The organism is Spartinivicinus marinus (assembly GCF_026309355.1).
GTDB lineage: Bacteria > Pseudomonadota > Gammaproteobacteria > Pseudomonadales > Zooshikellaceae > Spartinivicinus > Spartinivicinus marinus.
Map to the genome: position 1 here is coordinate 2,030,848 of NZ_JAPJZK010000001.1, position 25,245 is coordinate 2,056,092.

Here is a 25,245-nt window from a genome sequence, read left to right on the forward strand (position 1 = left end):
TAGCTATTAATTGTTTTCATGCCCTTAAGAAAATGAAATAAATTATTATTCACCTATAGCCAAAATGAATGGCTTTAAGCTGCTATATAAAAATATTAGTCAGCGGCCCTTTCCGCTCTACTCATTCTATGGCACCCTTTATATAGTCTTTGCATTATAAGCTCTGTTGACAGTTTGGCTTAGAGGTAAACTGTCAAGGGACATAAGTTATCTTTCATTGTATATAGAGGTTAGCATGAGCCACCCTTATGACAGTTTAACCCCCGACACTATCATCGAGGCTGTAGAGTCATTAGGCTATCTCAGTGATAACCGAATTTTTCCATTGAATAGTTATGAAAACAGGGTCTATCAAGTAGGAATAGAAGAAGAAACGCCACTAATTGCTAAGTTTTATCGGCCAGAGCGTTGGAGTAAAGAGCAAATCCTTGAAGAACATGACTTCATTGCAGAGCTTGCCGAAGTTGAACTTCCTGCCGTGCAACCAGTAAAGATAAACAGCTGTACATTACATGAACATAAAGGATTTCAGTTTGCCCTATTCCCCCGTTATGGTGGTCATGCCCCAGAATGTGATGACGCTGATACCCTGCTCCAGTTGGGTAGATTATTAGGACGTATACACCAAGTAGGTGCAGTTAAGCCTTTTCAACATCGCCCTGGTATCACTATTGAACAATATGCCACCAACAGCTACCGGTTTTTACTAGAGAGTAACTTTATCCCCTTAGACTTAGTCAAAGCTTATCAAACCCTGGCAGAAGACTGCATCAAACAAGTAGAAGCTATTTGGCAAAGTGGAATTAAGCCGACGGCTATTCGTATTCATGGCGACTGCCATTTAGGCAACATTTTAACCCGAGGAGATCAATTTCACTTTGTTGATTTTGACGATAGCCGTATGGCCCCTGCTATTCAGGACTTATGGATGTTCCTCTCCGGTGACCGCCATCAACAAACAGCACAGCTATCAGAATTGATAGGTGGTTATAATGAGTTTTATACCTTTAATACCAGTGAGCTGAGGTTAATCGAGGTATTTCGTACCCTACGATTAATGCATTATAGTGCCTGGTTAGCTAAACGCTGGGATGACCCAGCTTTTCCCCATAGTTTCACTTGGTTTAACACTCCACGCTATTGGGCAGATCATATTTTGGAGCTAAGAGAACAACTGGCCGCCTTGCAAGAAGCACCTCTTAGCTTGTATTAGGGCCTGTTAACTACCATATCCCTTCTTCTTTAAGCCCTCTTAATGAGGGCCATTCAATAACAGTAAGCAGTACATCAAAGCTCCCACCAGCGTAACTACCTCACCCGTCACAAAAATATCTTGGCTAGCGACTTTTACCTATAGAACTGTTTGGCAAAATACCATCAAAAGATTAAGCGAGGCTAGAGAACTAGCTTACAATGGTTCGCCTTTTAAGAAGGTCATACAGCTGTTGTAGTAGTACTACCCAAGTTATACAGGCTAGTATAAAGACTACAACAACTTATTTAGTACGAATTACATTAGCTGAATGTAAGTAATGTTAATGGTGAGTAGCTAGGTCATTATGTTATACCAATCTATACAACGTGTAGTTAAGCAATTTCCTGTCAGCTTAGTGCTATTGTTGCTTTTTTTACAACCTCTCTATTTAAGTGCTGCCGGTAATGAGACTAGTTTGCCTACCACTAGTGCCTTAACTGAATCATTAAAACATATAGAAAAAAAGAAGCTAGAGGAAAGCGAGGAACAAGCCCTTCGCGACATTATTGAAAAAACCATCGACGACTTAAACAATATTGAAAAGTCTAAAAAAAAATATAAGCAGCTTCGAGCAGAGTACAAAGCAATTCCAGCCAAACTGAAAAAAGTAGAGGCAGAAGTCGCTAAAATCAATATTCCTGAAGACAATGCATTATTACAAAAATTCAAAAAGATGGACTCCAGAGCTCTTGATGAGACCATTAGTGACAAACAAGGACAACTGGCTGAATTTCAAAGCCAACTCGACCGAACCAAAAGCCTTATCACAATAACCCAAAAACTACCAGAATCTACCAAAGAAGATATCAGAAAAAATAATGACCACATCGAAGAGCTAAACGCCGTCATTCGAGATATTGAAAGTGGTGACGATAGCGACAGTTTTCCTGAAGAACGAGCCCAACAAAGTTTAGCCCAGATTGAATTTATACAGCAAAAAAATAAAATCCTTAGACTGCAAAACCGTAACAGCAGTAAAAGCCTAAAGTTACTTCAAGCCCAAGAAGCAAGACTTAATGCTCAAATAAAAGTCTTGGATAAAGAAGTCAAGGCAATGGAAACACTGGTTATAGAAAAGCGCACGGAAGAAGCTAAGAAAGTGCTTGATTCTGCTACCAAAGTAACTGAATCCATTACTAAAAAGCACCCTTCTGTACAAAAAGAAGCAAAGAAAAACCTTGATCATAGCAACGCTTTATCAAAAGTGGCTGAAAAAATCGGTGAATATAGCAAAAAAGTGTCTGAGATTAAGCAAGCACATGAAACTATCAAAAAAATTCAACAAGATATTGATCAGCAAACTGCTTTATTAGGTGGTAGCCATAATCTGGGTAAATTTCTCCGCAAACAAAAACAAATTTTACCTAAAACAGAGTTTGTTCAAGATCTGCCAGAGGTAATCACCAACCTTCGTTTCAATCAGTTTCAGTTAGAAGAAGAAAAAAAACTACTGGAAGACGATTACATAAAAAAAATCACCAAAAAATTACCAGCAGATCTCCCCGAACAAGAACGTGCCTTAATTGACGATGAAATTAACAAACTCGTTAATACCAGAAAGGAGTTACTCGACAGTTTAATTAACCAACATGATAAACTTTTAAAAGAAGCCATAGACTTAGCTGGTGACCAAAAGTCATTAGAAAAAAATCGCGATGAGCTAGCGGTAAAGCTACAGAAACAACTGTTCTGGATTGCTAGTAACGACCAAATGGATATTGACTGGTTCAAAAATTTTTCAGGTAACCTCAGTAACCAAGTAAAAGCACTCAAGGGAAGCCCATGGGAATCATTGATTATTAATGTTCAAGTTCATTGGCCTGAAGCCTTGATGTTTTTAGTGCTAATCCTATTCTGTATCTTCCGTCGCCAATCACTAGCTGACTACCAACAATGGCAAACAGAAAAAGTAGGGAAAGTACAGCGAGACAACCTCTCAGTAACCCCTAAGGTGCTGGCTGTTAGCCTAATGCACTCATTGCCAGTACCACTTGCCTTATTTGCTTTAGGCTACTTCATTAACGGTAGTGACAATAGCACCTTAAGCAAAACCTTAAGTGATGGTTTTATAGCAGCAGCCATTGCATCATTATGTGTTATTTGGCTAAAAGAAATCACCAAATCTGAGGGCATTACTACTGAACACTTTAAATGGAAGCCTGAAGTCAGTGAACATGTTCACCGCAATGTTAGAAAGCTTGCTCTAGGATTAATCCCCCTTGCTTTTATTACTGCAGCCTCTTCTTATTTAATGGTGGAGCTGGATAGCGATGTTATCGGCCAAATACCCTTTATGGTTGCCTCTTTATTATTAAGCATGGCACTGGTCAGGTTAATTCAACCACCAGTGGCTTTATTTAAATCAGTACTACTCCATTATCTGTTTGGTTACTTCTTTGCATTGACCCCGTTAGCAATGGTTGTGCTCACTTTAATGGGATATTTCTACACCGCACTGACAGTACAAGGTTTATTGTTAGCATCACTTTATGTGTTGCTTGGCTGGGTCATTATCCATGCACTAATTATTCGTAACTTACATGTAGCAGCCCGTCGCCTAGCTTTCCAGCGAGCACTGGAAAAACGAGCTGCCAGCCGAGATGCAGAGCAAACCCAGGAAGTATTTGAAGAGCCCACCATCGATATTGAAGCGATCAGCAGTCAATCGACCAGACTAATTAATGCAGCAATGCTCGCTGTTTTAGTCGGCGTATTTTATCTTATCTGGTCTAGCCTATTGCCAGTATTTGAATATTTAAATACTTTCACCCTATGGGAGTACAAGTCTACGACAGAAACAGGTACTGAGCTGGTACCAATCAAACTCAAAGACTTCTTGCTTTCATTAGTTATTTTTGGCGTTTCGATGATTCTAAGCCGTAACCTTCCTGGCTTGTTGGAGATTGCCATTCTATCAAAACTAAGACTTCGCCAAGGCACAGCCTATGCGCTTACCACCATGGTACGTTACGTGATCTCTGGGGTTGGTATAATCATGGCACTATCTACCTTGGGCCTAGAATGGAGCAAGCTGCAATGGCTGGTCGCGGCACTCGGTGTAGGGTTAGGTTTCGGTTTACAGGAAATTTTTGCTAACTTTATTTCAGGCTTAATTATTTTGTTTGAGCGCCCTGTTCGGATTGGCGATACTGTAACCATCGGTGATCAACATGGGGTTGTTTCCCTAATTAGAATTCGAGCCACCACAATCACCGACTGGGATAATAAAGAAATCATTATTCCCAATAAAGTCTTTGTTACAGACCAGCTGATCAACTGGTCACTGTCTAACCCTATTACTCGAGTCATTATCAATGTAGGTGTTGCCTATGGCTCAGATTTAGACTTAACTCGCAAGCTACTATTAAAAGCAGCTCACGAACACCCCAAAGTGTTGCATGACCCTGCACCTGATGTGTTTTTCCTTGCTTTTGGTGATAGCACTTTAAATCATGAGCTACGCATTCATGTTCAAGAGCTACGCGATCGGCTGCCTGTTATAGATCAGCTAAACAGGACTATCAATCAGCTATTTGCGAAGCACAATATTGAAATTGCCTTCCCACAACAAGATATACATATAAAAGAGTGGCCACAGCAAATGCTACCCAGCCCAGAGGATGAAGGCTAATTTTTAAACACAAAAAGGCCCATTAGGGCCTTTTTTTATATACATAGTGCAGAGCTGGCCCGCACTATGTGTACATCAAACGACTCTTTCTTGAATTCTATATTGCATTTTCTACTCTTACATTAGTACACCTAAAATATGAGCTCATATTGGTCATACCCAATAGGTAGATATTACTCATAAAAAAGCATAACTGGGAGGATATAACCCTATAGTAAAATGAAACATAAAATTTCTGTATCCAAACACGACACCCATAACCTTGAAATAAAGTCTTTACTGATCCCCAAAGAAAAAAAGGAAGTATCAGATGTTGCCTTCTATTTTATAGCCCCACGTACACTGGGTATAAGTAACCTGAATAAAGAGGAAGCTTATTCATATATCAGTAGCCGGGTACGACTTGCTCTATCTTCCAAGTCGCTCAAGAGCCAAATCTCAGACCAGAGCTCTTTTCTTAATACTGCAATTCAAAACCAAAAAGATGATTTAAAAGTTATTCGAAAGCTGGGAGCTTATTGGTGGGACATTATAAAAAAGCAAACCAAAATACACACCAAAATCATCAATCGCTTAACCCAAGAAACCAACCCAGGAGCCAGATCAAAAAGTATTCTCCAACTAACTAATGATATTGAGCAAATCACAGAAACAAATAAAAAAATTTGGGAAGCCTGCTTATCTCTACCAAACCCTGAGCATCGATTAAATTTAGCAACTTTCTTAAATTATGTTAATATCCGCTACATTTACTCCATAAAAAATAATATAAACAAAAACAGTTTAAACATTGATAAAGATACAGTTCATATAGATAACTTATTGAGAAAATTAACTTACGAGGAGTCATGTTATTCCAAGCAAGCACAATTAAATACTGACTTAGCAAATGAGAAAGAAGCTGAAGATTATCTGATCAAGATCAGCAAACTAAAAAAATACTTTCAATCTGAAATGTTTGTTGACACAAAAAATAATAAAGTTGCCATTAAAAGACTTAAAGAACCTATTGCTGTATTTTCTGCAATTCTAGCAGCTATCTGTGGATTTACTGTTGAAAAAGTTGCAGCTTCAAACTGGGAAGCCATAAGCAGAGGTGGATTATACCTAATGGCATTGGGCATTATAGGCTATGCAATTAGAGATCGACTTAAAGATAGAATCAAATTAGTAATCAGCAACTGTTTATCAAATTATTTTCCTGATAGAAACATCATTCTAGATATTCAAAATAATAAAATTGGTTTTATAAAAGAGTGGTTTCATCTAACAGACTCTTCTACACTACCCAATTCAGTTCATCAACTAAGATACAGTAAACTGGGAAGTAAAATCGACAAATATCAACCTGAAGATATTATTCATTTAAGATATTTATATACCATAAATTTACAAAATGAAATTCAAAATACTGGCTATGAACTCCAGAACATCATCAGAATCAATATGGGAAGATACTTTGAGAACCTTGATGAGGCTTACAAAGAAATTCCTTCCTTCACTAAAAATAATGAGGTAGTGTCGCTACCAACAAGAAGACTATACAACATCTATTTAATTGCAGAAATAAAGCAATGCGAAAAAGCTATAAGCAATGTTGCATTTAAAATCGCTATAGACAAAGAAGGAGTAAGAAGTGTAGAGAAGCTTTATATTAACAAATAATTATAACACCAATTCCTATCCAACATATACCCTTCTCGAATGATTTTTAGGGTTTGTTGTCGTCACTTTTGACCACCAAGGATGGTGGAAATGCAGTTTATGCAGGAGTATTCAACTGCCACCCCAGTCATTTAGTTTATCTAAACGCCTGGGACTTCATCCTCGACGGCCGCCCCTAAAAACCCTACGCTTTGGGTATATATAAACCTCAATCAAAAATAGTCTCAACAAATATTTTTCAGGAAACCATAAAAAAAACCATATGCTAACACGAAAGATGTAGATTGCATATTCACATATAACAGCTATTATACAAAAATGAGCAAGTATAAAGTTGCTTTTATTTTTTTGTGAATTTTATATTTTGTTACAAACTTAAAACTTGACTTTGCAAAAATTAATTCACTCCACCCAACATCATGTACATTTTTATTTTTACAATTTTAAGTCTAATTTACTCACTAAATGCAACAAGCAACCAGGTCAATATTGGTTATGTTGAACATGGCCCTCCATTCCATCAACTAACTAATGGAAAGTTGACCGGCGGCTTAGTTTATGATGTCGCTAGTGCCATCGCAGCTAATACTGGTAAGCAAGCTTATTTCATGAATCTACCCACCAATCGGGTAGATGACTTTCTTGTTACAGGCAAAACAGCAATGATTTGCTTTCACAATCCTATGTGGGTCCGCTCTCCAAAGCGCTTCCATTGGGGACCTGTGATGTTTTACCGTAAAGAATATTTCATCATTCGTAACGCGTCCCCTGATATTTTTGATCATCAACAGCTAAGAGGTAAAAGCATTGCTACCCACCTTGGCTATACATACAGCAAAAAGACGATGGCACTATTTAAAGAGGGACTTACCACAAGAATTAATAAACAAAAAACCGCTTTACTATATAGACTTCTGAAATTAAATAGAGTTAACGCATTAGTTGATAATGAAATTTCGTTCAATTATTTAAAAAAACAAGGTGTCGCATCAGGACTGCGCCTAAGTTCTTTAGTTGATAAAAAATATCCTCTACACTGCGCATTTTCAAAAAACTCCCCAGCAATAGCCAAGCAACTCATTAACGCTGCACATAAAATGCTAGAAGACAAAAGTATGTTATCCATTTTAAGAAAATATAAATCAACTACAGACAAACTCCACTCAAAGTCTACCATCACAAGATAGTAGACCAGCATTGTTCTATTTCTAGTTCATTTTATCCGCCTCACGCATTATATTACAAAATAGAGCTCCTTGCTCAATCGCATCGTCTAATGCAACATGTGTATGTGGAAGCTTATCAAACCAGCGTTTAGGCATATTTCTTTTAGTGGACTCACGATAATTAGTTTTTAATACTGCCATTGCATAGGTTTTAATATCCAACCCTGAGTGAGAAAATGGACTTTCGCCTGCAAACCGAATTAAATACCAATAAATAAACATAAAATCATAAGTTGCAGGATAACCAACAAACACAGGTTTACCTGGCAGCGCTTTTAACCACTCTACATAGTTTTTCATCGCAACGTCTGGTGGTTGACAGTTTTCCCTACAGGCAGCCCAAGCTTCAGAATTCTTCTCCCACCAAGCTTTGGTATCAGGGTGTGCAGCTGCCTCAGGTAATGTTTCTAAGTTGGCAGAGAATGTTTTAATGAGTTTTTTATCTGCTGTATAAGCGGCAGAAGCGAAGCTTAACATAGAGTGAGGACCAGGAATTGGCCCATCCGCCTCTATGTCAGTGCTTACATATATTTCTGATTTAGCCATTGTTTGCCTTTGTCATTAATTTATTTACTAGCTGGTCTGCTTGCCTTGTTGTCTCTGGTAACCGGTATTTTGGTGATAGTTTTAATATCCATTCACATGCAGTTGCTAAGCATACACGATGCCCAATAGAAACATAAATTGGTTTTACATCGCTTTGCGTACGTAACACACAACCAATGACTTCTTCATTATCAATTAGCTCTGCACAACTTCCCCTAACCCGCTCTATTGTCCCAGCCTCACCTATTAGCCGAGTTTTACCGCAACCAATGGTTGGTATGTTATACAAAACCCCTAAGTGGCAAGCCAAACCAAATCGACGAGGATGTGCAATTCCTTGACCATCACATATGATTAAATCAGGTTCCATTGATAACTTTTCTAATGCCTTGATTAATGGAGGCAGCTCTCTAAATGAGAATAGTCCTGGAATATAAGGAAACTGTGCAAAACCTGAGGCTGTCGCTGTTTCAACTATTTGAAGCGTGCTTGCATTTAATACAACTACAGCAGCAATTAGCTGATTGCTGTGCTTTTCATAAGCAACATCTACTCCTGCAACATAGTGAATTTCACTAAACTTATCTTCTTTTATTACCTTGGCAGCTAACTGACCTTGCAGTTCTAGTGCTTCAGCTTCAGCCAAATCCCAAGGGTGAGGTTCTATTACCGGTTTCATTAAACTCTCAACTGTAAACATGCTATATCAAAGCGAAGAGTATATACACTAACTATACTGTCTAGAATACTCAGTGTAAGTGTCACATAGGGAGAACAAATACCATGTCTATCTCCACAATCGTCATCCTTGCTATCTTAATCGGTGCAGCCTTTTATGTAATTAGTGTCTACAATAATTTGGTGAAAAAGCGGAATACTTTTAAAAATGCCTTTGCCCAAATCGAAGTGCAACTAAAAAGACGGCATGATTTGATCCCAAACTTAGTTGAAACTGCCAAAGGCTACATGAAACATGAGCAAGAAACCTTAGAAAAAGTTATATCTGCTAGAAATGCAGCAGCAAATTTATTACAGGATTTAGCACAACACTTAACCCCAGATGATGTGAGAAAATTTAGTCAAGCTGAGCAGTCTCTAACAGGTGCGCTTGGACAGCTTAATGTTGTAATGGAAAATTACCCGGACCTGAAAGCCAGCCAAAATATGATGCAGCTTTCAGAGGAATTAACCAGCACAGAAAATAAAGTGGCTAGAGCCAGGCAGTTTTATAATGACGCAGTCACTGACTACAATAACTTTCGGCAGTCATTTCCGCCTAATGTACTTGCCAATATGTTTGGCCACACTCAGGATATTGGCTTGCTTGAATTTGCAGATTCAGCCCAAATTCAGCAAGTGCCGAAGGTATCTTTTTAACTCTTTCCATAAAAGGCAAATAGCCCTATTAAATACTATATAATTTTATGAATTTCTTTGAGTGGCAAAGAATTGCCAAAAGAAAAACTAAAATACTGATACTAGCACTTATAGTAAGCGTTGTTGGTATCAGCCTAATCCTCTATTTTCCTCTTTTATTTTTTTTCTACTACTTACAAAGCGGTTCGATCCCCTCACCAGAACAAGCCTACCTACAAATTGACTGGATCAATATACCTTTCTTTTTTGCTTGTTTAGCTGGTGTTGCATTCGCTGTACTATGTGGCAGTCTGTTTAAAACTTATAAATTATCTTCTGGTGGATATACAGTTGCCTCAGCTTTAGGTGGCAAAAAAGTGAGTGTAAATACCACCAACTTCTATGAAAAACGCTTACTAAATATTGTCGAAGAAATGGCTATTGCCTCTGGCACTACTGTTCCCGATGTCTATGTTCTAGATTCTGAGCTGGCTATTAATGCTTTTGCCGCTGGTTTTCAGCTTGAGGATGCTGTGATTGGTGTTACTCGTGGCTGCAGTGAAAGATTAACTCGCGATGAATTAGAAGGCGTTATTGCACATGAATTCAGTCATATCATTCATGGGGATATGCGAATCAATATCAGACTAATTGGTATTGTATTTGGTATTACCATGATTGCTCACTTAGGTGAGATTATATTACGAGGTGGCCATAGTGGCCGTAGCAGAGAAAATAAAACCTTTCTACTTGGGCTAGCTTTTGTTATTGCAGGATCTATTGGCACCTTTTTCGCCAGTTGGATCCGATCCACCATCAGTCGAACCCGTGAATATTTAGCAGATGCTTCTGCACTGCAATACACTCGTAATCCAGATGGTATCAGTAATGCCCTAAAACGAATAGGTGGCGCTTCTGTAGGCACTAACCTGGAATCAGCTAATGCCAACGAAGTCAGTCATATGATGTTTGGTAGCAGCTCAACGGGGTTTTTTGCCAGTTTATTTGCTTCTCACCCACCATTGGAAAAACGTATTAGAAAACTACAACCCAGCTGGGACGGCAGGTTTTTACCCTCATTAAATATAGCAGAGCTCGAAGATAAACCGGAGCAAACAGCCTCTGCCCAAGAGCAATCAAATAATATTTCAGCAGCCATGGGTTTTAGTTCTTCTGTTGCAGCAGTGACTCACCAGCAACTAGAACAAGCGATTAATCATATTGGCCAACCCGAACCTGAACATATTCAATATGCTCAGCAACTGTTAAAAACTTTACCCTTTGCTATCAGCAAGGGGCTTCATTCACTCACTGATGCTCCACTGTATATGATGGCCTTAGTTTTTGCTAAGGAAGAAGACCTGCAATTACAACAATTACAGTTACTTTCTCAACATTACCCTCATACCGATACAGCAGCAAAAGTAGAACAGTTTGCAAACCAAATCCAAATAGCTGCTATGCCCGACCCATTAGTATTAGTTGAAATAGCTATTCCCACGTTAAAGCAAGGTAGTTTGGCACAGCGTACTAAGTTAGAAAAAAGCATACTTGCACTCATTCAAGTTGATAAAAAGATTTCACTATTTGAGTGGGCTGTTGCTGCTATTATAAAACATTATTTCAATAAGTGGGCAGAAACTCATCGTGCAGGCAAGCTATCTAAAGAAATAAAGCAGTTTAGTAGTTTAACCTATGAAATTCCTCAAGTAATTGGCATTATTTGTCGTGTCTCAGGTATGCCTGCTGAGCAACAACAACATTGCTTCGCAACAGCAATGCTAAAACTAAATATTAATCAAGACCAGCTACCATCCCAACTTTCCTTCCAAAAACTTTACAGAGCACTCGAATGTTGTGCAAATCTAACGCCAGGACTTAAGCAGCAATTTATTAACATTTGCTGCTATTGCATTGAGTTTAATCAAAAGGTCACTTTAAAAGAGGCGCAAGTATTGAGGGCTATTGCTATTTTAATTGGCTGTCCAATTCCTCCTATCGTCAATACATCATTAGAGAACCGCTAAAAATGATTTTCTATAGTATCCTCAAGTCTCGCTTATGGTAAGTTCATACTTCCATACCGCTATAATATATAATTCTAATCTTCTCGCTTCAAACGACTCCCTACCATACTCACCAGGAATATTAAATAATTTTCTAACAGTTTAATGTTTATCTATTTTTTTCAATGTGTAAATATAAAATTGTAATCTTTATTCACTAAGATTATCAGTCGTTTTAGATAGACTTAAATAAAATAAGAAAGTAAGGGAATATTAATGATTAACAAACCACTACCCTTGGCAGCTTTAACATTGGCGATGTGCTCTACCTGGTCATTTGCAGATCTAAATGAAGAAATAAAAACCTATATGGAGGAGTTTCACCAAAATCCTGCAGCAGTAATGGACAAATTGCCACCTAAAACAGGGTATTCTGCCACATTATTTTCTGAAAGTGCTATCACTAACAGAGATTACATTCAATATAAAGATCAAACTCGACAAAAAATCATTCGAGGAGAAAATACTAATTTAGATATTCCAAGAGCACCTATAAATTATAACAATGACAACCCTGCCCGGTTAGTTGACTTAGGCAACAATGTCATTAGCAACTTATATACTCTTGATAAAAAAGCACCTAAACAACGCTCATTAGATGTACAACCTTGGTCAGATACTTATTGGCCACTTTATTCTGGCGCAGCAGGCTGGCGTTATGCCGATAGTGACTTATGGCGTTCATCACCATCTAGCTGGAAAGACTACTGGAATTTTAGTTATGTCACTAAACCTGTTTCTTCTTATACAGGACAAGCTCGAGACAATTTATCCCCAGCAGAAAAATATGACCTCTTAATGGGTGATTCCAACTATACGCTTACTGAAAATGCCTGGAATAGCGGCAAAGGCTATTATGAACGTAGTGGCAAAGTAGAACGTTGGATGGGGCTATGTCATGGTTGGGCACCAGCTGCCTATATGTTGCCACGTCCAACAAAAACCTTAACAGTAAAAGATGCCAGTGGTGAAAATCTCACTTTCTATCCATCCGATATAAAAGCGCTGGCTACTTTACTGTGGGCTAATGCTCGGTTTGATACCCGTTTTATTGGTAGCCGCTGTAATATTAAGAACCCTCAGCGAGATGCTAATGGCCGGATAATTAATAATGTATGTTTTGATACAAACCCCGGCACCTGGCATATGTCTGTGGTGAATCAGATAGGCATCTCTGGTCGCAGCTTAATTATGGATGCCACCTATGATTATCAAGTTTGGAATCAGCCAATCCAGTCTTATAAAGTCACTTACTTTAATCCACAAACTAACGCTAGCTATTCATCTGCCAAAGCTGCCACTATCCCCCTATCAAACTATACCAATGATAAGTTTAGTAACTATCGTGGTAGTCAATCTACCCATATTGTTGGGGTAAGAATGGATGTGTCTTATGTTGTTGAAACTAATCCATCGCATCGACGCACTGATAGTCCACAGTATGATGGTATTACTAAAGTCAGTTATTACTATGACTTAGAGTTAAATAACCAAGGAAAAATCTTAGGTGGAGAGTGGTATAGTAATCGTCATCCTGATTTCCTCTGGACGCCGACACCAAAAGCAATGGCTAAATCTTGGCAAGATGGTTCAGGTAAGTGGAGTGCAGGTCAATCTGTTCCTGCTAACTGGAAGACTAAAGCCAAGCAATCATCTCGTTATGGTCAACCATTAACCTCAGTAGTTAATGAACTGTTTTCTCGCGCTTCTGATGACAGTAATACGCCCAACGATGAGTGGCGTCAAATAGTATCTAATGATGGCTTATGTTTAGATGTTGCTAACAATGGCACTACTGATGGCACACTCGTTTTGGCTTGGGACTGTCATTCAGGTAATAACCAAAAATGGTGGCAAGACCGCTATGGTCGTCTACATCCAGCCCACGCAACTAATATGTGTGCAACAGCGAAGTTAAATGAAGGTGGTAAACTAGTGATCGAGCGCTGCAATAATACCCGTGCACAACGTTGGCAGTGGAATGGCGACTATTTACGGAATCTAGCCAACTTTAATTTATCCCTGACTTATAACCCAGACAGCTGGCAAGCAATGATCACATCAGATCATGATATGACCTGGTCTTGGCAGTAGTTTTTTGGCAACGTTTAACGCCCTCTCCCTGAGAGGCGTTAAACAGCGATAAAATTTACTTAATTAAAATACTTCAAAAACTATAGTTGCGTTTTTAACATCAAAGTAATTAAGCGGCAGTCCTTCTTTTAATTCTATTGAATTTAGCTGCTTAACTCCCATAGCCAAAAGCTCTTCACTTGCTTCATCAGCACTATTTGAATATTCACTTTGATGAGATTGTAAATACAGCTCATTTCCACAAACATCCCCGTGAACTGTTGTAATGGAAACTTCATTAAGAGCATTAGCACTACTGATATAAAAGCTTTTTTCAACTCTAGGTGTAATCGTAGTATGATCCTCATCTAATAAAAAATAACCACAACGACCAGTAACTCCATTAATCTGTATATGGTTTTTATTAGCTGTAACTATATCTCTAACCGTTACGAGCATACGAAAAGATTTATCTAGATAACCTAAAGGTAGTTTTATAACACCATCTCCATTAAGCTTATAACGATAAACCCGCTTCGCTGCAACAATAGCTGGATAAAACTCGCCTTTTTCAAGCTTACCCATCAGCACATCATCATAACTCGTATCAAATATTTGATCATACTCTGATAAATTATTTGGATTATATGTGTTATCAGTAACATCATATAATTTAAAAGCGTCAGTAGGACTCCATCTTAAGTGATAAGTTTCTTCTGGTTCGTAATTAAATGTCCTTTGTTCTTTTTTATCATAATCAGCTGTGTTAAATTCCTTCCAACCTCGCCAACGAATGCTTTGGTCTTTTTGAACCACTAGTTTATTTTCATTATTTTTAATAGTAACTTTAAGCCGATTATCACCACCTACGATTTCCGGTGGGAATGGTAAGCTAGATAATTGTTCCTTATAAACCCTATCAACATACTCCCGCGAAGCCAGCACAATTGCGGGATCAATCTTAAGTTCTATATTTTTAGCGTTTGACACTTCCAACACCACTTTTAAATAAAGGCTGCTGGCACTGCCACTGTTTTGCTGCACTTTGGGTTTATAGGTTTTAGGGTATTTACCAATACAAATCAAGTCACCTTGGTCATCATATAAACCAAACTCGGTAATATAAAAACCACCTGCATCAACAGGTATCACAGCCTCGGCCACTACCCAGTTTTTATTTTCCGGGTCAATGGATAGATTGGTAATATTACCAGACCAACGTTCTCGTACCAGGGCTGTCGCAGCTTCATTAGGGAAAGTTTCTTTGCCCTCTTCTGCCCCGCCATCACCTACTTTAACTGTGGTTAATTTAAGGGTATCACCCATTAAAGTGGAATTAGTCAGCTTCGCTGTACCCACCTCTGTTAGTACGTTGTAGTATTGTTTATTCATGATTTCATCTGATTCGCTCTTTCAATTTACTGATGGGTAAATTTATCACCGATTACGAGCTGACATCAGGTGAAATTCTTCACTGTGAGTATATAACTATTTTTCTTTACGCCTAAAAGTTATTCACAAGAGGTATATGAAGAGGATAAAAACTCAGGATTAAACTTAAAAAAATAAGAAAATTAAGAATTCAAAAAAAAGCCATTACTATTTTTATAACAATAGTAATGGCTTTGGGTTTATAATAATTGTTTACGGCCTCTGCGCAAGTTGACGGGTCTTGAACATTGATTAGAGGTATCCTTTATTTAATGCTTCCGTTTTTTCTTAACACCAGCGTGCCCACCTGGTTTGGTTTTTAACTGGCTTAGATAATCCGCATCAAAGTAGTCTACCTCTATTGCTTTAGTAACAGCTTGTTCTGCTGCTTTTAACCGTTGAGCTTCAAGATCAGTAATAACACCTTGCACAACTGCCTGTTCAATAGTCCTCAATTGGTTTGCTTTCATTTTATCTCGTAAGGGTTGGGTATTAACGACCTGCTCAAAAGCTGCTTCGATCCGGCCTACACCAGTATTTGCATCACCCACAAATACGCCACCTGTTAATCGCTGCCTGGTATCGGAAGGAGATAACAACAGCTCCGCGCAAGCCTGGGTTAATTTATCTGAAGGAGGTTTACGGCTAGCTCCCCTTGGTAATACATATAAACGCATTAGCCAAGCCAGCGGTCGTGATGGAAAGTTTGCAATCACCTCCGCCAAGCGCTGCTCTATAATCCATAAACTATTTTGAACGCACCAATCCACTAAAGGTAAGTCGGCCTGCTGACGGCCGTCATCATCAAAGCGTTTTAATACACAAGAAATTAAATAAAGCTGGCTTAGTACATCACCCAACCTAGCAGAAAGAAACTCTTTTCGTTTTAATTCACCCCCCAGTGTTAGTAATGCAACTTCACTCACTAGTGTTAGTGCAGATGCGTAACGCTCAACCTGTTGATAATGCCTGCGTAATGTACCGTCTTTATCTGGATTTGTGGCAAAATAACCGCCTGTCCAAGCATGGAACCAAGCACGACCGAATGTTTTTAGTTGAAAAACTAAATGCTTAACAATTAAAGCATCAAATTTTTCTAAAGCAACCGCTTCATCTTTAATTTCAGCTGTATGCAGTTCATCCAATAAATAAGGGTGACAACGCATGGCACCTTGCCCAAAAATAATCAAACTGCATGTAAGGATATTCGCACCTTCTACCGTAATAGCCACAGGAATTGAGCGATAAAAATTACCCAGATAATTGCTCGGCCCATCACAAATGGATTTTCCTCCATGAACATCCATCGCATCATTAATGGATTCTCGCAAACAGTTAGTAGAGTGTGCCTTTAATATTGCTGATATAACGGCAGCCACTTTACCTTGGTCTAACGCCCAAGTAGTGGTTTTTCGAGCAGAATCTAACATATACGCATAGCCAGCTATTCGAGCTAAGCGTTGTTGTACACCTTCAAACATTCCAATTGGCACATTAAATTGCTCACGAATACGCGCATAGGCACCAGTGGATCGCGCCGCGAGTTTGGCACCACCAGTACTGAGTGATGGCAATGAAATACTCCGGCCAGCAGCCAGTGCCGACATTAGCATTTTCCAGCCTTCACCAATTCGCTCTTGGCCTCCAATAATCCAGTCCATAGGAATAAACACATCACGCCCCCAGTTGGGGCCATTTTGAAATGCTTGAAACGCTGGGTAATGGCGCTCGCCTATCTCAACTCCAGGGGTATTGGTAGGTACTAAAGCTACTGTTATTCCCAGTTCTTCTTTTTCTCCAAGCAAATGGTCTGGGTCATACAGCTTAAAAGCCAATCCTAATAAAGTGGCAACAGGACCCAGAGTGATGTAACGCTTATGCCAGTTTACTCGCATCCCTAATGTTCGCTTACCATTGTATTCTTCATAACAAACCACCCCCTTATCAGTCATTGCTGCTGCATCTGAGCCAGCTTCTGGGCTTGTTAGACCAAAACAAGGAATGTCACGACCATCAGCTAAGCGAGGTAAATAGTGTTCTTTCTGCTCATCTGTTCCAAACTCCATTAATAACTCACCAGGCCCTAGCGAGTTTGGCACCATCACAGTCACTGCAACCGTTGTACTACAGGTAGAAATTTGAGTGACTACTTCAGAATGGGCATAAGCAGAGAATTCCAAGCCGCCATAACGCTTAGGAATGATCATGCCAAAAAAGCACTTTTCTTTTAGAAACTGCCAAATGGGCGCGGGAATATCACGATGCTCAAAAGTAATCTCCCAGTCATCTATCATTTTACAAAGTTCAATAACCGGGCCATTTAAAAAAGCCTGCTCTTCTTCAGTTAACTTCGGTTTACCAATGCTATGCAACACCGACCAATCAGGCTTTCCAGACAATAACTCTGAATCCCACCAAACACCACCAGCTTCCAGTGCTTGTCGCTCGGTTTCAGAAATGGGGGGCAAAACTGCTTTCAAGTGCCGCAAAAGTGGGCCACTGACCCAACGTTGACGAAAGGTGGTCATAACCTAGCCTCCAGCACACATAGGATATCTATCAAGGTAGGCTAGATAATTAAAGATTAATAAAGTTAAAACTGAAATAAAAACCATTAATAGTTATAGTTTTTTATTGTTTGCATAGTATTGAATTAAAATAGGTCAGCCCTAAGCGAGTATTTGCAAAGAAAGGCTACAATAGTTTTGGCTATACAATCTTAGTATCACCAAAAGGCAGCTTATAGAGAATTAGCTGTCCATGCTCAAAACAAAAGGAGCTAAAATCAAAAGAACAGTAAAACCAACACAACTTGTTAAACCTATCTCAAACAACACTGTTCCGTATTTAAGATGATTATTAGATAGTTTTAAGCATTGGAAACTATAGTGTTAATCAATACTCAATTCAAATCATCATATTATAAAAGGCATAAAAAATGAGGCCAATCATTCATTTACGATAAAAGTTTTAGATATAATTAAACTCTGGATTTTCAAGCAGATTCATAAACTAGGGTTGGTATAAAAGGTTGGTATAAAAAGTGGCTCAAGGTAGTAAAAACCATACTGTCAGTAATGATAACAGCAATAGCAATCTTCATCGTAACAACTCCAAAAGTAACGATAGAATCAGTAACGCTGCAACCAACTCGCTAGACAATACAGAAAAGCAGCTAGAAGACATTATAGAGGTTGATGAGAATACTCTATCATTAGCTGAGCTTGAGTTTATTGCTAATGATAAAAAAGTACACAACTGCTATAAAGAAAAATATAAAAGCCATCTATACTCTAATATTTTAATGTCTCTCACCCATGAGTCATTTCCTGAAAATGAAGCCAAAGCCCTTTGGTATGAAATAATTGATCATATGCAAAAGCTAAATCATACCTTGGGTAGATATGTAGGTGTATCAGTCGCTTCTCTTGACTACCTTACCAATATTAAATGCACGTTAATTGAGCCTAAAATAATTGAAGAAGACAAAATTAACTATGTTGCTCAGGCTACAACTAAAGATGAATTAACTGGTTTATATTTACGAGAAGTATTCAATGTAGTCCTTAAAAAAGAACTTGGTGAAGCCAGACGAAGTAACTCGATGTTGTGTTTATTAATGATAGACATTGACGACTTCAAAAATGTTAACGACACCTATGGCCACCAAAAAGGTGATGAAGTGTTAAGCAAAATTGGCGATACTATCAATGATTCCGTAAGGGAAATGGATTTAGCTGCCCGCTATGGTGGTGAAGAGCTTGCTATTATTATGCCTAATACCACTATGAAAGATGCCTATCAAGTGGGTGACCGTATCAGAAAAAAAATAGAAAACCTAACCTTTTGCAGTTTTAATGTCACTGTCAGTATTGGGTTAGGCGCTATCAGCAAAACGGCCAATACCACAACCAAACTGATTGATATTGCTGATATGGCTTTATATAAAGCCAAAGAAAATGGAAAAAACCAAGTCGTTATGGGTGATGAATAAAAATACCCTTCTCGAATGATTTCAATGGTTTGTTGTGTGGTTTATTTAGCCAACAACTGAGCTTATTTATTCACGTCATAGTTAACTTCATTTACGACAGTTGCTGCCAGCTGTTTATCTGAGCACGACACATATCAATCATACCTGCCAGTTATTTTTATCCACAATAATCATTGTTAGGGTTTCTTTGAAATCAAATATCAGGGGCTAAAAGCGACATTTTGTCCCACCCCCTTGACTTCTGAATAAAAAACAGTCAAAATTATTTTTAATTGAACAACTAATTAAATTAAAGCCGTATAAAAATTAAACATCAGGCTTAGCTAAGACAGCATCTCATCTACTACACAACAACACTGCCTTTAACTAGCAAGCCTGCATCACTAATCAATACTGCATCACTGGATATATACAGCTGAATTATCAGGATAAAGCTCTATGCAACACTCACTGTACATTAATGGTCGCTATCAAGATGCCACGTCTGGAGAAACCTTTGTTACCCGTAACCCCGCAACAGGTGAAGTATTAGCCAAAGTACAACAAGCCTCATTAGCTGATGTAGATAACGCTGTAGCAGCAGCAAAAGAAGGCTTTAACGTGTGGTCTGCAATGAGTGGTGCTGAACGTGGACGCATTTTAATGAAAGCTGTTGCAATCTTGCGGGAACGTAACGACGAGCTTGCCATGATTGAAGTACAAGATACCGGCAAGCCGCTGCAAGAAGCCATTTGCGTAGATATCGCCACAGGTGCCGATGTCATTGAGTATTACGCGGGCCTAGCTGCCACTATTCACGGCCAGCAACAAGACTTGGGTGGTAATAACTTCTTTTATAGCAGACGCGAACCGTTAGGTATCTGTGCAGGAATTGGTGCCTGGAATTACCCTATTCAAATTGCTATGTGGAAGGCTGGACCAGCGCTAGCTGCCGGTAATGCCATGATCTTCAAACCATCAGAGGAAACCCCTTTAGGTGCAATGAAACTGGCTGAAATCTTCACTGAGGCTGGCTTGCCTGATGGAGTATTCAACGTGGTACAGGGGGATTACCGGGTCGGGCAGGCCCTATCACGCCACCCTGAAATAGCCAAAGTGTCGTTTACTGGCGAATGCGGCACGGGCAAAAAAGTCATGGCCGATGCTGCTGGCTCGTTAAAAGAAGTCACTATGGAGCTGGGAGGCAAGTCCCCACTGATCGTTTTTGAAGATGCTGACCTGAATAACGCTGTTTCTGGGGCACTGCTCGCCAACTTCTACACCCAGGGCGAAGTTTGCACCAATGGTACCCGAGTATTTGTCCACGACAGTATTTATGACCAATTTGTCAGCCAAGTAGCAGAACGCACTCAGCGCTTAGTCATTGGTGACCCCACAGATATCAACACGCAAATCGGAGCGTTGATATCCAGCCAACATATGGAAAAAGTACTGGGCTTTATCGAAGCCGCTAAAGCCAGCGGCGCTCAGTTAGTCTGTGGAGGAGAACGAGCCACCGAAAATGATCTGGACAAAGGCAACTTCGTTAAGCCTACCGTATTTGCTGACTGTATCGATGAAATGCCCCATGTCAAAGACGAAATCTTTGGCCCAGTTATGTCAATCCTCCGCTTTAGTGATGAACAAGAAGTTATTCAGCGAGCGAACAACACCCCCTATGGCCTGGCAGCCGGTGTTTTCTCTAGCAACTTTGCCCGTGCCCACCGAGTGATTGCCCAACTGCAAGCCGGTATTTGCTGGATCAACACCTGGGGTGCTTCTCCTGCCGAAATGCCTGTGGGGGGGTATAAGCAGTCAGGTATCGGCCGTGAAAATGGTATCGAGACCCTCAACCAATACACCCAAACCAAAAGCGTGTTTGTGGCGTTGGGCGATATCGAGTGCCCGTATAGCTAAGGGGAAGCGCGAGTAATGAGTACAGATGCATACGATTACATCATAGTAGGCGCAGGCTCCGCAGGCTGTGTGCTGGCAGACCGGCTCACTGAAGATGGTCGCCATAAAGTACTGGTTCTAGAAGCGGGTGGCAGCGATAAAAGCATTTTTATTCAAATGCCTACCGCCCTCTCCTACCCCATGAATACTGAAAAGTACGCTTGGCAATTTCACACGGAGCAGGAGCCTTATTTAGATAACCGCTCTATGCACTGTCCACGGGGCAAGGTGCTAGGTGGCAGCTCTTCAATTAATGGCATGGTGTATGTGCGTGGCCATGCCTGTGACTTTGATGAATGGGAAGCCCAGGGAGCCAAAGGCTGGGGTTACCAACACTGTCTACCCTACTTCAAGAAAGCTGAAAGTTGGTACAAAGGCGGTGATACCTATCGGGGTGGCGATGGCCCTTTAGCCACCTGCAATGGCAATGATATGAAGTTAAACCCGCTATATCAGGCTTTTATTGATGCCGGAGAACAAGCGGGTTACCCCACCACTGAAGACTATAACGGCTACCGTCAGGAAGGTTTTGGCCCCATGCATATGACGGTGGATAACGGTGTGCGGGCTTCTACTTCTAATGCTTACCTGCGCCGCGCGTTAAAACGTAGCAACCTTACTTTGGTTAGTAACGTAACTGTCCATAAGGTTGTGTTAGAAGGCAAGCGAGCCACCGGGGTTAAATATGAGCTAAATGATGAGCTGGTTGAAGTTCAAGCCAATCAAGAGGTTATTCTTTCTGCAGGCTCCATAGGCTCACCACAACTGCTGCAACTATCAGGTATTGGCCCTGCCCAGGTATTACAAGATGCAGGAGTAGGCGTTGTACAAGACTTACCAGGTGTGGGTGAAAACCTGCAGGATCACTTGGAAGTGTATTTCCAGTATCACTGCAAACAGCCTATCACCCTAAATAGCAAACTAGATCTGATCAGCAAAGGCATGATCGGCACCCGCTGGATTCTGTTTAAAGATGGTTTAGGTGCCACCAACCACTTTGAATCCTGCGCGTTTATTCGCTCTCGCAAAGGGCTGAAATGGCCAAATATCCAATATCATTTCCTACCTGCTGCCATGCGTTATGACGGTGGTAAAGCAATTGATGGCCATGGCTTTCAAGTGCATGTTGGGCCAAACAAACCAGAAAGCCGAGGCCAGGTCTGGATTAAATCAGCTGATCCCAAAGCTAAACCAGGCATTTTGTTTAACTACATCAGCACTGAGCAAGACAAACAAGACTGGCGCGATTGTATTCGTTTAACCCGAGAAATTCTCAATCAACCCGCCATGGATGAATACCGTGGGGAAGAAATTCAACCTGGGGTAGAAATCAACAGTGATGAGGAAATTGATCGCTGGGTAAGAGCCAATGTCGAAAGTGCTTATCACCCTTCCTGCACCTGCAAAATCGGCGCAACTGATGACCCAATGGCTGTGCTTGATGAGCAATGTCGAGTGCGTGGCATAGAGTCACTCAGAGTAGTGGATTCCTCCATATTCCCCACTATCCCCAACGGTAACCTGAATGCACCTACCATTATGGTGGCCGAAAAAGCAGCAGATTTAATTTTAGGCAACCAACCACTACCTGCCGAGCCCGTGGATGTATGGATTGCCCCTGATTGGCAGCAATGCCAGCGACTTAGCTCACCCATGCGAGCAATGACTATTGAACATAGTCAAGAACAACAAGAAGCAATTTCCGTCACAACTAATTAATAACGAAATAAAAGCACGGCAGTGGACGCCTAAAAATTAAAAACACTAGGAGTATTTTATGAACAAAAAAACCACACTAACACTAGCAACCAGCCTAGTGCTTGGTGGGTTAGCCTCACCTTTCGCCACTGCTGATGTATCAGTCAAGGTTGGCCCTACCTCTATTCCCCAAGGCAATGCTGTCGGTAAAAAAGATATCACCATTCAAAACAATAAGCTGGCAATTGCCATCGCTGTAGAAACGGCCCCACCTTGGGGGGTTGCCCGTGGTGGCATCATTGATATAGCGACCGTTAAAGATGGCGTTATCGGTTCTGATAAAGCTTCATTAATGGATTTTATCCCCAATAACTGGTCAAGCTGGCCAACCACTTACCAGAAAGTCAACGTAGTAAAAAATACCCCTAAAGAAGCGATTATTACCACCGATCGTGATTGGGAAGGCGTGACCCTGCATACCCGCTACCGGCTGAAAGCCAACGACAACAAAGTACATGTTGTCACCAAAATGAAAAACACCACTAAGAAAGCCTATGACAAATTGCTTTCTGGTTATGTGCTATGGCCTGACGGTGGCTATCTATTTGGCGTGCCAGGTATGAAAGGTGCCAAACAGGGTAAAGCTACCCATGCTCTTACAGACTGGATGTCTGCTTATGATGAAGACTGGAGCCTTGGCCTACATGCCCCCTACTTTAATTTTATTAATTATGGTTCTCGGGACATGTATCTGTCTCATCAATTACAACCAGGTGAAGAGCGTAGTTTCGAAGGCTGGTTGCAAGTAGGCCCCAGCGGTGACCTGTCTCCTATGGTAGCCAGTGAAATTAAATTAAAAAATCTACCTGCTGGCACTATTCAAGGCTCAGTAGTCACTACTTCAGGAAAAACGGTAGAAAAGCCAGCAATTGTTGTAGAGAAAAATGGTCAACCTTATACCTGGGTGATTGGCGACAAAGGAAAATACAGCCTGCGTCTACCTGCAGGCAAATATAATGTATATGCCACAGCCAAAGGCCATGCCAGTAGTACGCCTATAGAAATTGAGTTAAAGAAAAAGCACACTGTCACCCAAAATTTTAATGACTTACAAGCCCCTGGTGAGCTACAAGTAAAAGTTAAATCCACTAGTTCAGGCCAACCATTGGATGCCCGAATTACCATTGAAGAGGGGGATAAGCCACTCATCAAGTATTTTGGTAAGAAAACTTTTTTTACTAATTTACATCCCACAGGCCAGGCTAAAATTACCATTGCTCCCGGTAAATACAAACTAAAAGTAGCCCATGCAGAAGGTTTTTTGGCTAAAGCAAAATACTACGATATCAGCATAAAACCAGAAAGCAGTCAAAACTTAGTAGCAGCAATTAGTCCTCAAGCCAATCCTAATGCTAGTCACTGGTATAGTGCAGACTTACATCACCATTCTGATGTATTGGATGGTTTTACTCCACCAGAATATGTACTACGTTCACAACTTGCAGCAGGCCTTGACCTTAGTTTTTTAAGTGATCACGATACGGCTAAAAACCATTATAAAATGGCAGATTTATCACGTAGCCGTAATGTGCCGTTTATCCCTTCTATGGAAATTTCTCCCTCTTGGGGACATTTTAATGCCTATCCATTACAACTCGGCAAGCCATTAACGATTGATCCCGGCACGGCCTCTGCCAAAGAAGTACTTACTGCTGCTATTGAATTAGGTGCAAGCGCCATCCAAGCTAATCACCCAATGATTGCTTATGGTTATTTTAAAAACACCGATAATAAAAAAGTGCCAGGGGGGTTTCACCCGAATTTTGAACTACTAGAAATAAACTCTGCTGTGGAATACGACAAAACAATAAAACGTGTTTGGCAACAATGGAATAATGGTAACCGATACTATTTCTCTGCTGGATCTGACACCCATGACGTTTGGAATGAACTATCAGGAAAAGTGAGAATTTACACCCAGGTTAATGGAGAGGTAACAGCAGATAGTTTTGTCAAAGCAATCAAGACCGGTAATGCATACGTCACTTTTGGCCCACTCATTTACCCACACCAAAAATTGGGCGAGGAAATTAAAACAATTCCAGGCGCTGAAGTTAAACTAAGCTTTGATGTACAAGCAGTACATGGACTTAAGTCTGTGAAATTAATTGAACGGGGCGAAGTAAAAAATGAAAAGACATTTAACAATAGTCAAGAATTAACTGAGGTATTATTTACAGTCACTCCCCAACAAGACAGTTGGTTTAGTCTGGTAGTGGAAGATAGTCAAGGAAAACGAGCTTTTACCAACCCTATTTGGCTTAAAGTGATTAATCTAGCCGTTAATCAGCAATAGTAAAACATACCGG

At 40.2% G+C, this 25,245-nt stretch carries 15 protein-coding genes; 11 read left to right on the forward strand and 4 right to left on the reverse strand.

The window, feature by feature from the left end:
• The first annotated feature begins 235 nt into the window (after positions 1 to 235).
• The 4 genes from OQE68_RS09215 (at position 236) to OQE68_RS09230 (ending at position 7,738) form a co-directional block, all read left to right on the forward strand.
• Entirely contained in the window at positions 236 to 1,213 is a 978-nt protein-coding gene (locus tag OQE68_RS09215) for a serine/threonine protein kinase (RefSeq protein WP_180569285.1), read from the forward strand.
• Between the two features lie 346 nt (positions 1,214 to 1,559).
• Positions 1,560 to 4,886 (forward strand): mechanosensitive channel MscK, encoded by a 3,327-nt coding sequence (mscK, locus tag OQE68_RS09220; protein ID WP_180569284.1) that lies wholly within the window; start codon positions 1,560 to 1,562, stop codon positions 4,884 to 4,886.
• Positions 4,887 to 5,105: 219 nt separating this feature from the next.
• Positions 5,106 to 6,551 carry a hypothetical protein gene (locus tag OQE68_RS09225; RefSeq protein WP_180569283.1) on the forward strand — a complete coding sequence of 482 codons (1,446 nt, stop codon included), beginning with the start codon at positions 5,106 to 5,108 and terminating at the stop codon, positions 6,549 to 6,551.
• A 419-nt stretch (positions 6,552 to 6,970) separates the two neighbouring features.
• Positions 6,971 to 7,738: a substrate-binding periplasmic protein gene (locus OQE68_RS09230; protein ID WP_180569282.1), complete on the forward strand. Its 768-nt coding sequence runs from the start codon at positions 6,971 to 6,973 to the stop codon at positions 7,736 to 7,738.
• A 21-nt stretch (positions 7,739 to 7,759) separates the two neighbouring features.
• Here the strand turns inward: OQE68_RS09230 and OQE68_RS09235 are convergent, their stop codons facing one another.
• Together OQE68_RS09235 and nfi are read right to left on the reverse strand one after the other, a co-directional pair.
• Positions 7,760 to 8,323, reverse strand: a complete 564-nt coding sequence (locus tag OQE68_RS09235; protein WP_180569281.1) for a 3'-5' exonuclease family protein — start codon at positions 8,321 to 8,323, stop codon at positions 7,760 to 7,762.
• A complete protein-coding gene (gene nfi / locus OQE68_RS09240) occupies positions 8,316 to 9,002 on the reverse strand; it encodes a deoxyribonuclease V (RefSeq protein WP_180569280.1) in 687 nt (228 codons plus the stop codon). The genes OQE68_RS09235 and nfi overlap by 8 nt, the downstream gene beginning before the upstream one ends.
• A 104-nt stretch (positions 9,003 to 9,106) precedes the next feature.
• On the opposite strand from nfi, the gene OQE68_RS09245 reads away from it, so the two are divergent.
• The 3 genes from OQE68_RS09245 to OQE68_RS09255 all read left to right on the forward strand — a co-directional run bounded on the left by OQE68_RS09245 (position 9,107) and on the right by OQE68_RS09255 (position 13,839).
• Complete coding sequence (locus tag OQE68_RS09245) at positions 9,107 to 9,700, forward strand: LemA family protein (RefSeq protein WP_180569279.1); 594 nt, start codon at positions 9,107 to 9,109, stop codon at positions 9,698 to 9,700.
• 356 nt (positions 9,701 to 10,056) lie between these two features.
• Positions 10,057 to 11,706: a M48 family metallopeptidase gene (locus tag OQE68_RS09250; RefSeq protein ID WP_180569278.1), complete on the forward strand. Its 1,650-nt coding sequence runs from the start codon at positions 10,057 to 10,059 to the stop codon at positions 11,704 to 11,706.
• Positions 11,707 to 11,961: 255 nt separating this feature from the next.
• The gene (locus OQE68_RS09255) at positions 11,962 to 13,839 is read left to right on the forward strand and encodes a ricin-type beta-trefoil lectin domain protein (RefSeq protein ID WP_219340071.1); all 1,878 of its coding nucleotides are present in this window, start codon (positions 11,962 to 11,964) and stop codon (positions 13,837 to 13,839) included.
• Between the two features lie 63 nt (positions 13,840 to 13,902).
• On the opposite strand, the gene OQE68_RS09260 is transcribed toward OQE68_RS09255, so the two are convergent.
• Together OQE68_RS09260 and OQE68_RS09265 are read right to left on the reverse strand one after the other, a co-directional pair.
• Positions 13,903 to 15,210 carry a phage tail protein gene (locus OQE68_RS09260; protein ID WP_180569277.1) on the reverse strand — a complete coding sequence of 436 codons (1,308 nt, stop codon included), beginning with the start codon at positions 15,208 to 15,210 and terminating at the stop codon, positions 13,903 to 13,905.
• A 308-nt stretch (positions 15,211 to 15,518) separates the two neighbouring features.
• Positions 15,519 to 17,777 (reverse strand): acyl-CoA dehydrogenase, encoded by a 2,259-nt coding sequence (locus OQE68_RS09265; RefSeq protein WP_180569276.1) that lies wholly within the window; start codon positions 17,775 to 17,777, stop codon positions 15,519 to 15,521.
• A 515-nt stretch (positions 17,778 to 18,292) separates the two neighbouring features.
• On the opposite strand from OQE68_RS09265, the gene OQE68_RS09270 reads away from it, so the two are divergent.
• The 4 genes from OQE68_RS09270 (at position 18,293) to OQE68_RS09285 (ending at position 25,232) form a co-directional block, all read left to right on the forward strand.
• Positions 18,293 to 19,243, forward strand: coding sequence for a GGDEF domain-containing protein (locus OQE68_RS09270; RefSeq protein WP_180569275.1), 951 nt, complete (start codon positions 18,293 to 18,295; stop codon positions 19,241 to 19,243).
• A gap of 438 nt (positions 19,244 to 19,681) precedes the next feature.
• Positions 19,682 to 21,139, forward strand: a complete 1,458-nt coding sequence (gene betB, locus OQE68_RS09275) for a betaine-aldehyde dehydrogenase (protein ID WP_180569274.1) — start codon at positions 19,682 to 19,684, stop codon at positions 21,137 to 21,139.
• A gap of 15 nt (positions 21,140 to 21,154) precedes the next feature.
• Positions 21,155 to 22,897 (forward strand): choline dehydrogenase, encoded by a 1,743-nt coding sequence (betA, locus tag OQE68_RS09280; protein WP_180569273.1) that lies wholly within the window; start codon positions 21,155 to 21,157, stop codon positions 22,895 to 22,897.
• A 58-nt stretch (positions 22,898 to 22,955) separates the two neighbouring features.
• A complete protein-coding gene (locus OQE68_RS09285) occupies positions 22,956 to 25,232 on the forward strand; it encodes a CehA/McbA family metallohydrolase (protein ID WP_180569272.1) in 2,277 nt (758 codons plus the stop codon).
• Positions 25,233 to 25,245 lie beyond the last annotated feature (13 nt).

Excerpts from the sequence above, each read along its gene's own strand:
- OQE68_RS09230 (WP_180569282.1), top strand. The coding sequence starts at position 6,971 with ATGTACATTTTTATTTTTACAATTTTAAGTCTAATTTACTCACTAAAT.
- OQE68_RS09215 (WP_180569285.1), top strand. The coding sequence starts at position 236 with ATGAGCCACCCTTATGACAGTTTAACCCCCGACACTATCATCGAGGCT.
- OQE68_RS09245 (WP_180569279.1), top strand. The coding sequence starts at position 9,107 with ATGTCTATCTCCACAATCGTCATCCTTGCTATCTTAATCGGTGCAGCC.
- OQE68_RS09285 (WP_180569272.1), top strand. The coding sequence starts at position 22,956 with ATGAACAAAAAAACCACACTAACACTAGCAACCAGCCTAGTGCTTGGT.
- betA (WP_180569273.1), top strand. The coding sequence starts at position 21,155 with ATGAGTACAGATGCATACGATTACATCATAGTAGGCGCAGGCTCCGCA.
- nfi (WP_180569280.1), bottom strand. The coding sequence starts at position 9,002 with ATGAAACCGGTAATAGAACCTCACCCTTGGGATTTGGCTGAAGCTGAA.
- OQE68_RS09235 (WP_180569281.1), bottom strand. The coding sequence starts at position 8,323 with ATGGCTAAATCAGAAATATATGTAAGCACTGACATAGAGGCGGATGGG.
- OQE68_RS09265 (WP_180569276.1), bottom strand. The coding sequence starts at position 17,777 with ATGACCACCTTTCGTCAACGTTGGGTCAGTGGCCCACTTTTGCGGCAC.
- mscK (WP_180569284.1), top strand. The coding sequence starts at position 1,560 with ATGTTATACCAATCTATACAACGTGTAGTTAAGCAATTTCCTGTCAGC.
- OQE68_RS09260 (WP_180569277.1), bottom strand. The coding sequence starts at position 15,210 with ATGAATAAACAATACTACAACGTACTAACAGAGGTGGGTACAGCGAAG.
- betB (WP_180569274.1), top strand. The coding sequence starts at position 19,682 with ATGCAACACTCACTGTACATTAATGGTCGCTATCAAGATGCCACGTCT.
- OQE68_RS09255 (WP_219340071.1), top strand. The coding sequence starts at position 11,962 with ATGATTAACAAACCACTACCCTTGGCAGCTTTAACATTGGCGATGTGC.
- OQE68_RS09225 (WP_180569283.1), top strand. The coding sequence starts at position 5,106 with ATGAAACATAAAATTTCTGTATCCAAACACGACACCCATAACCTTGAA.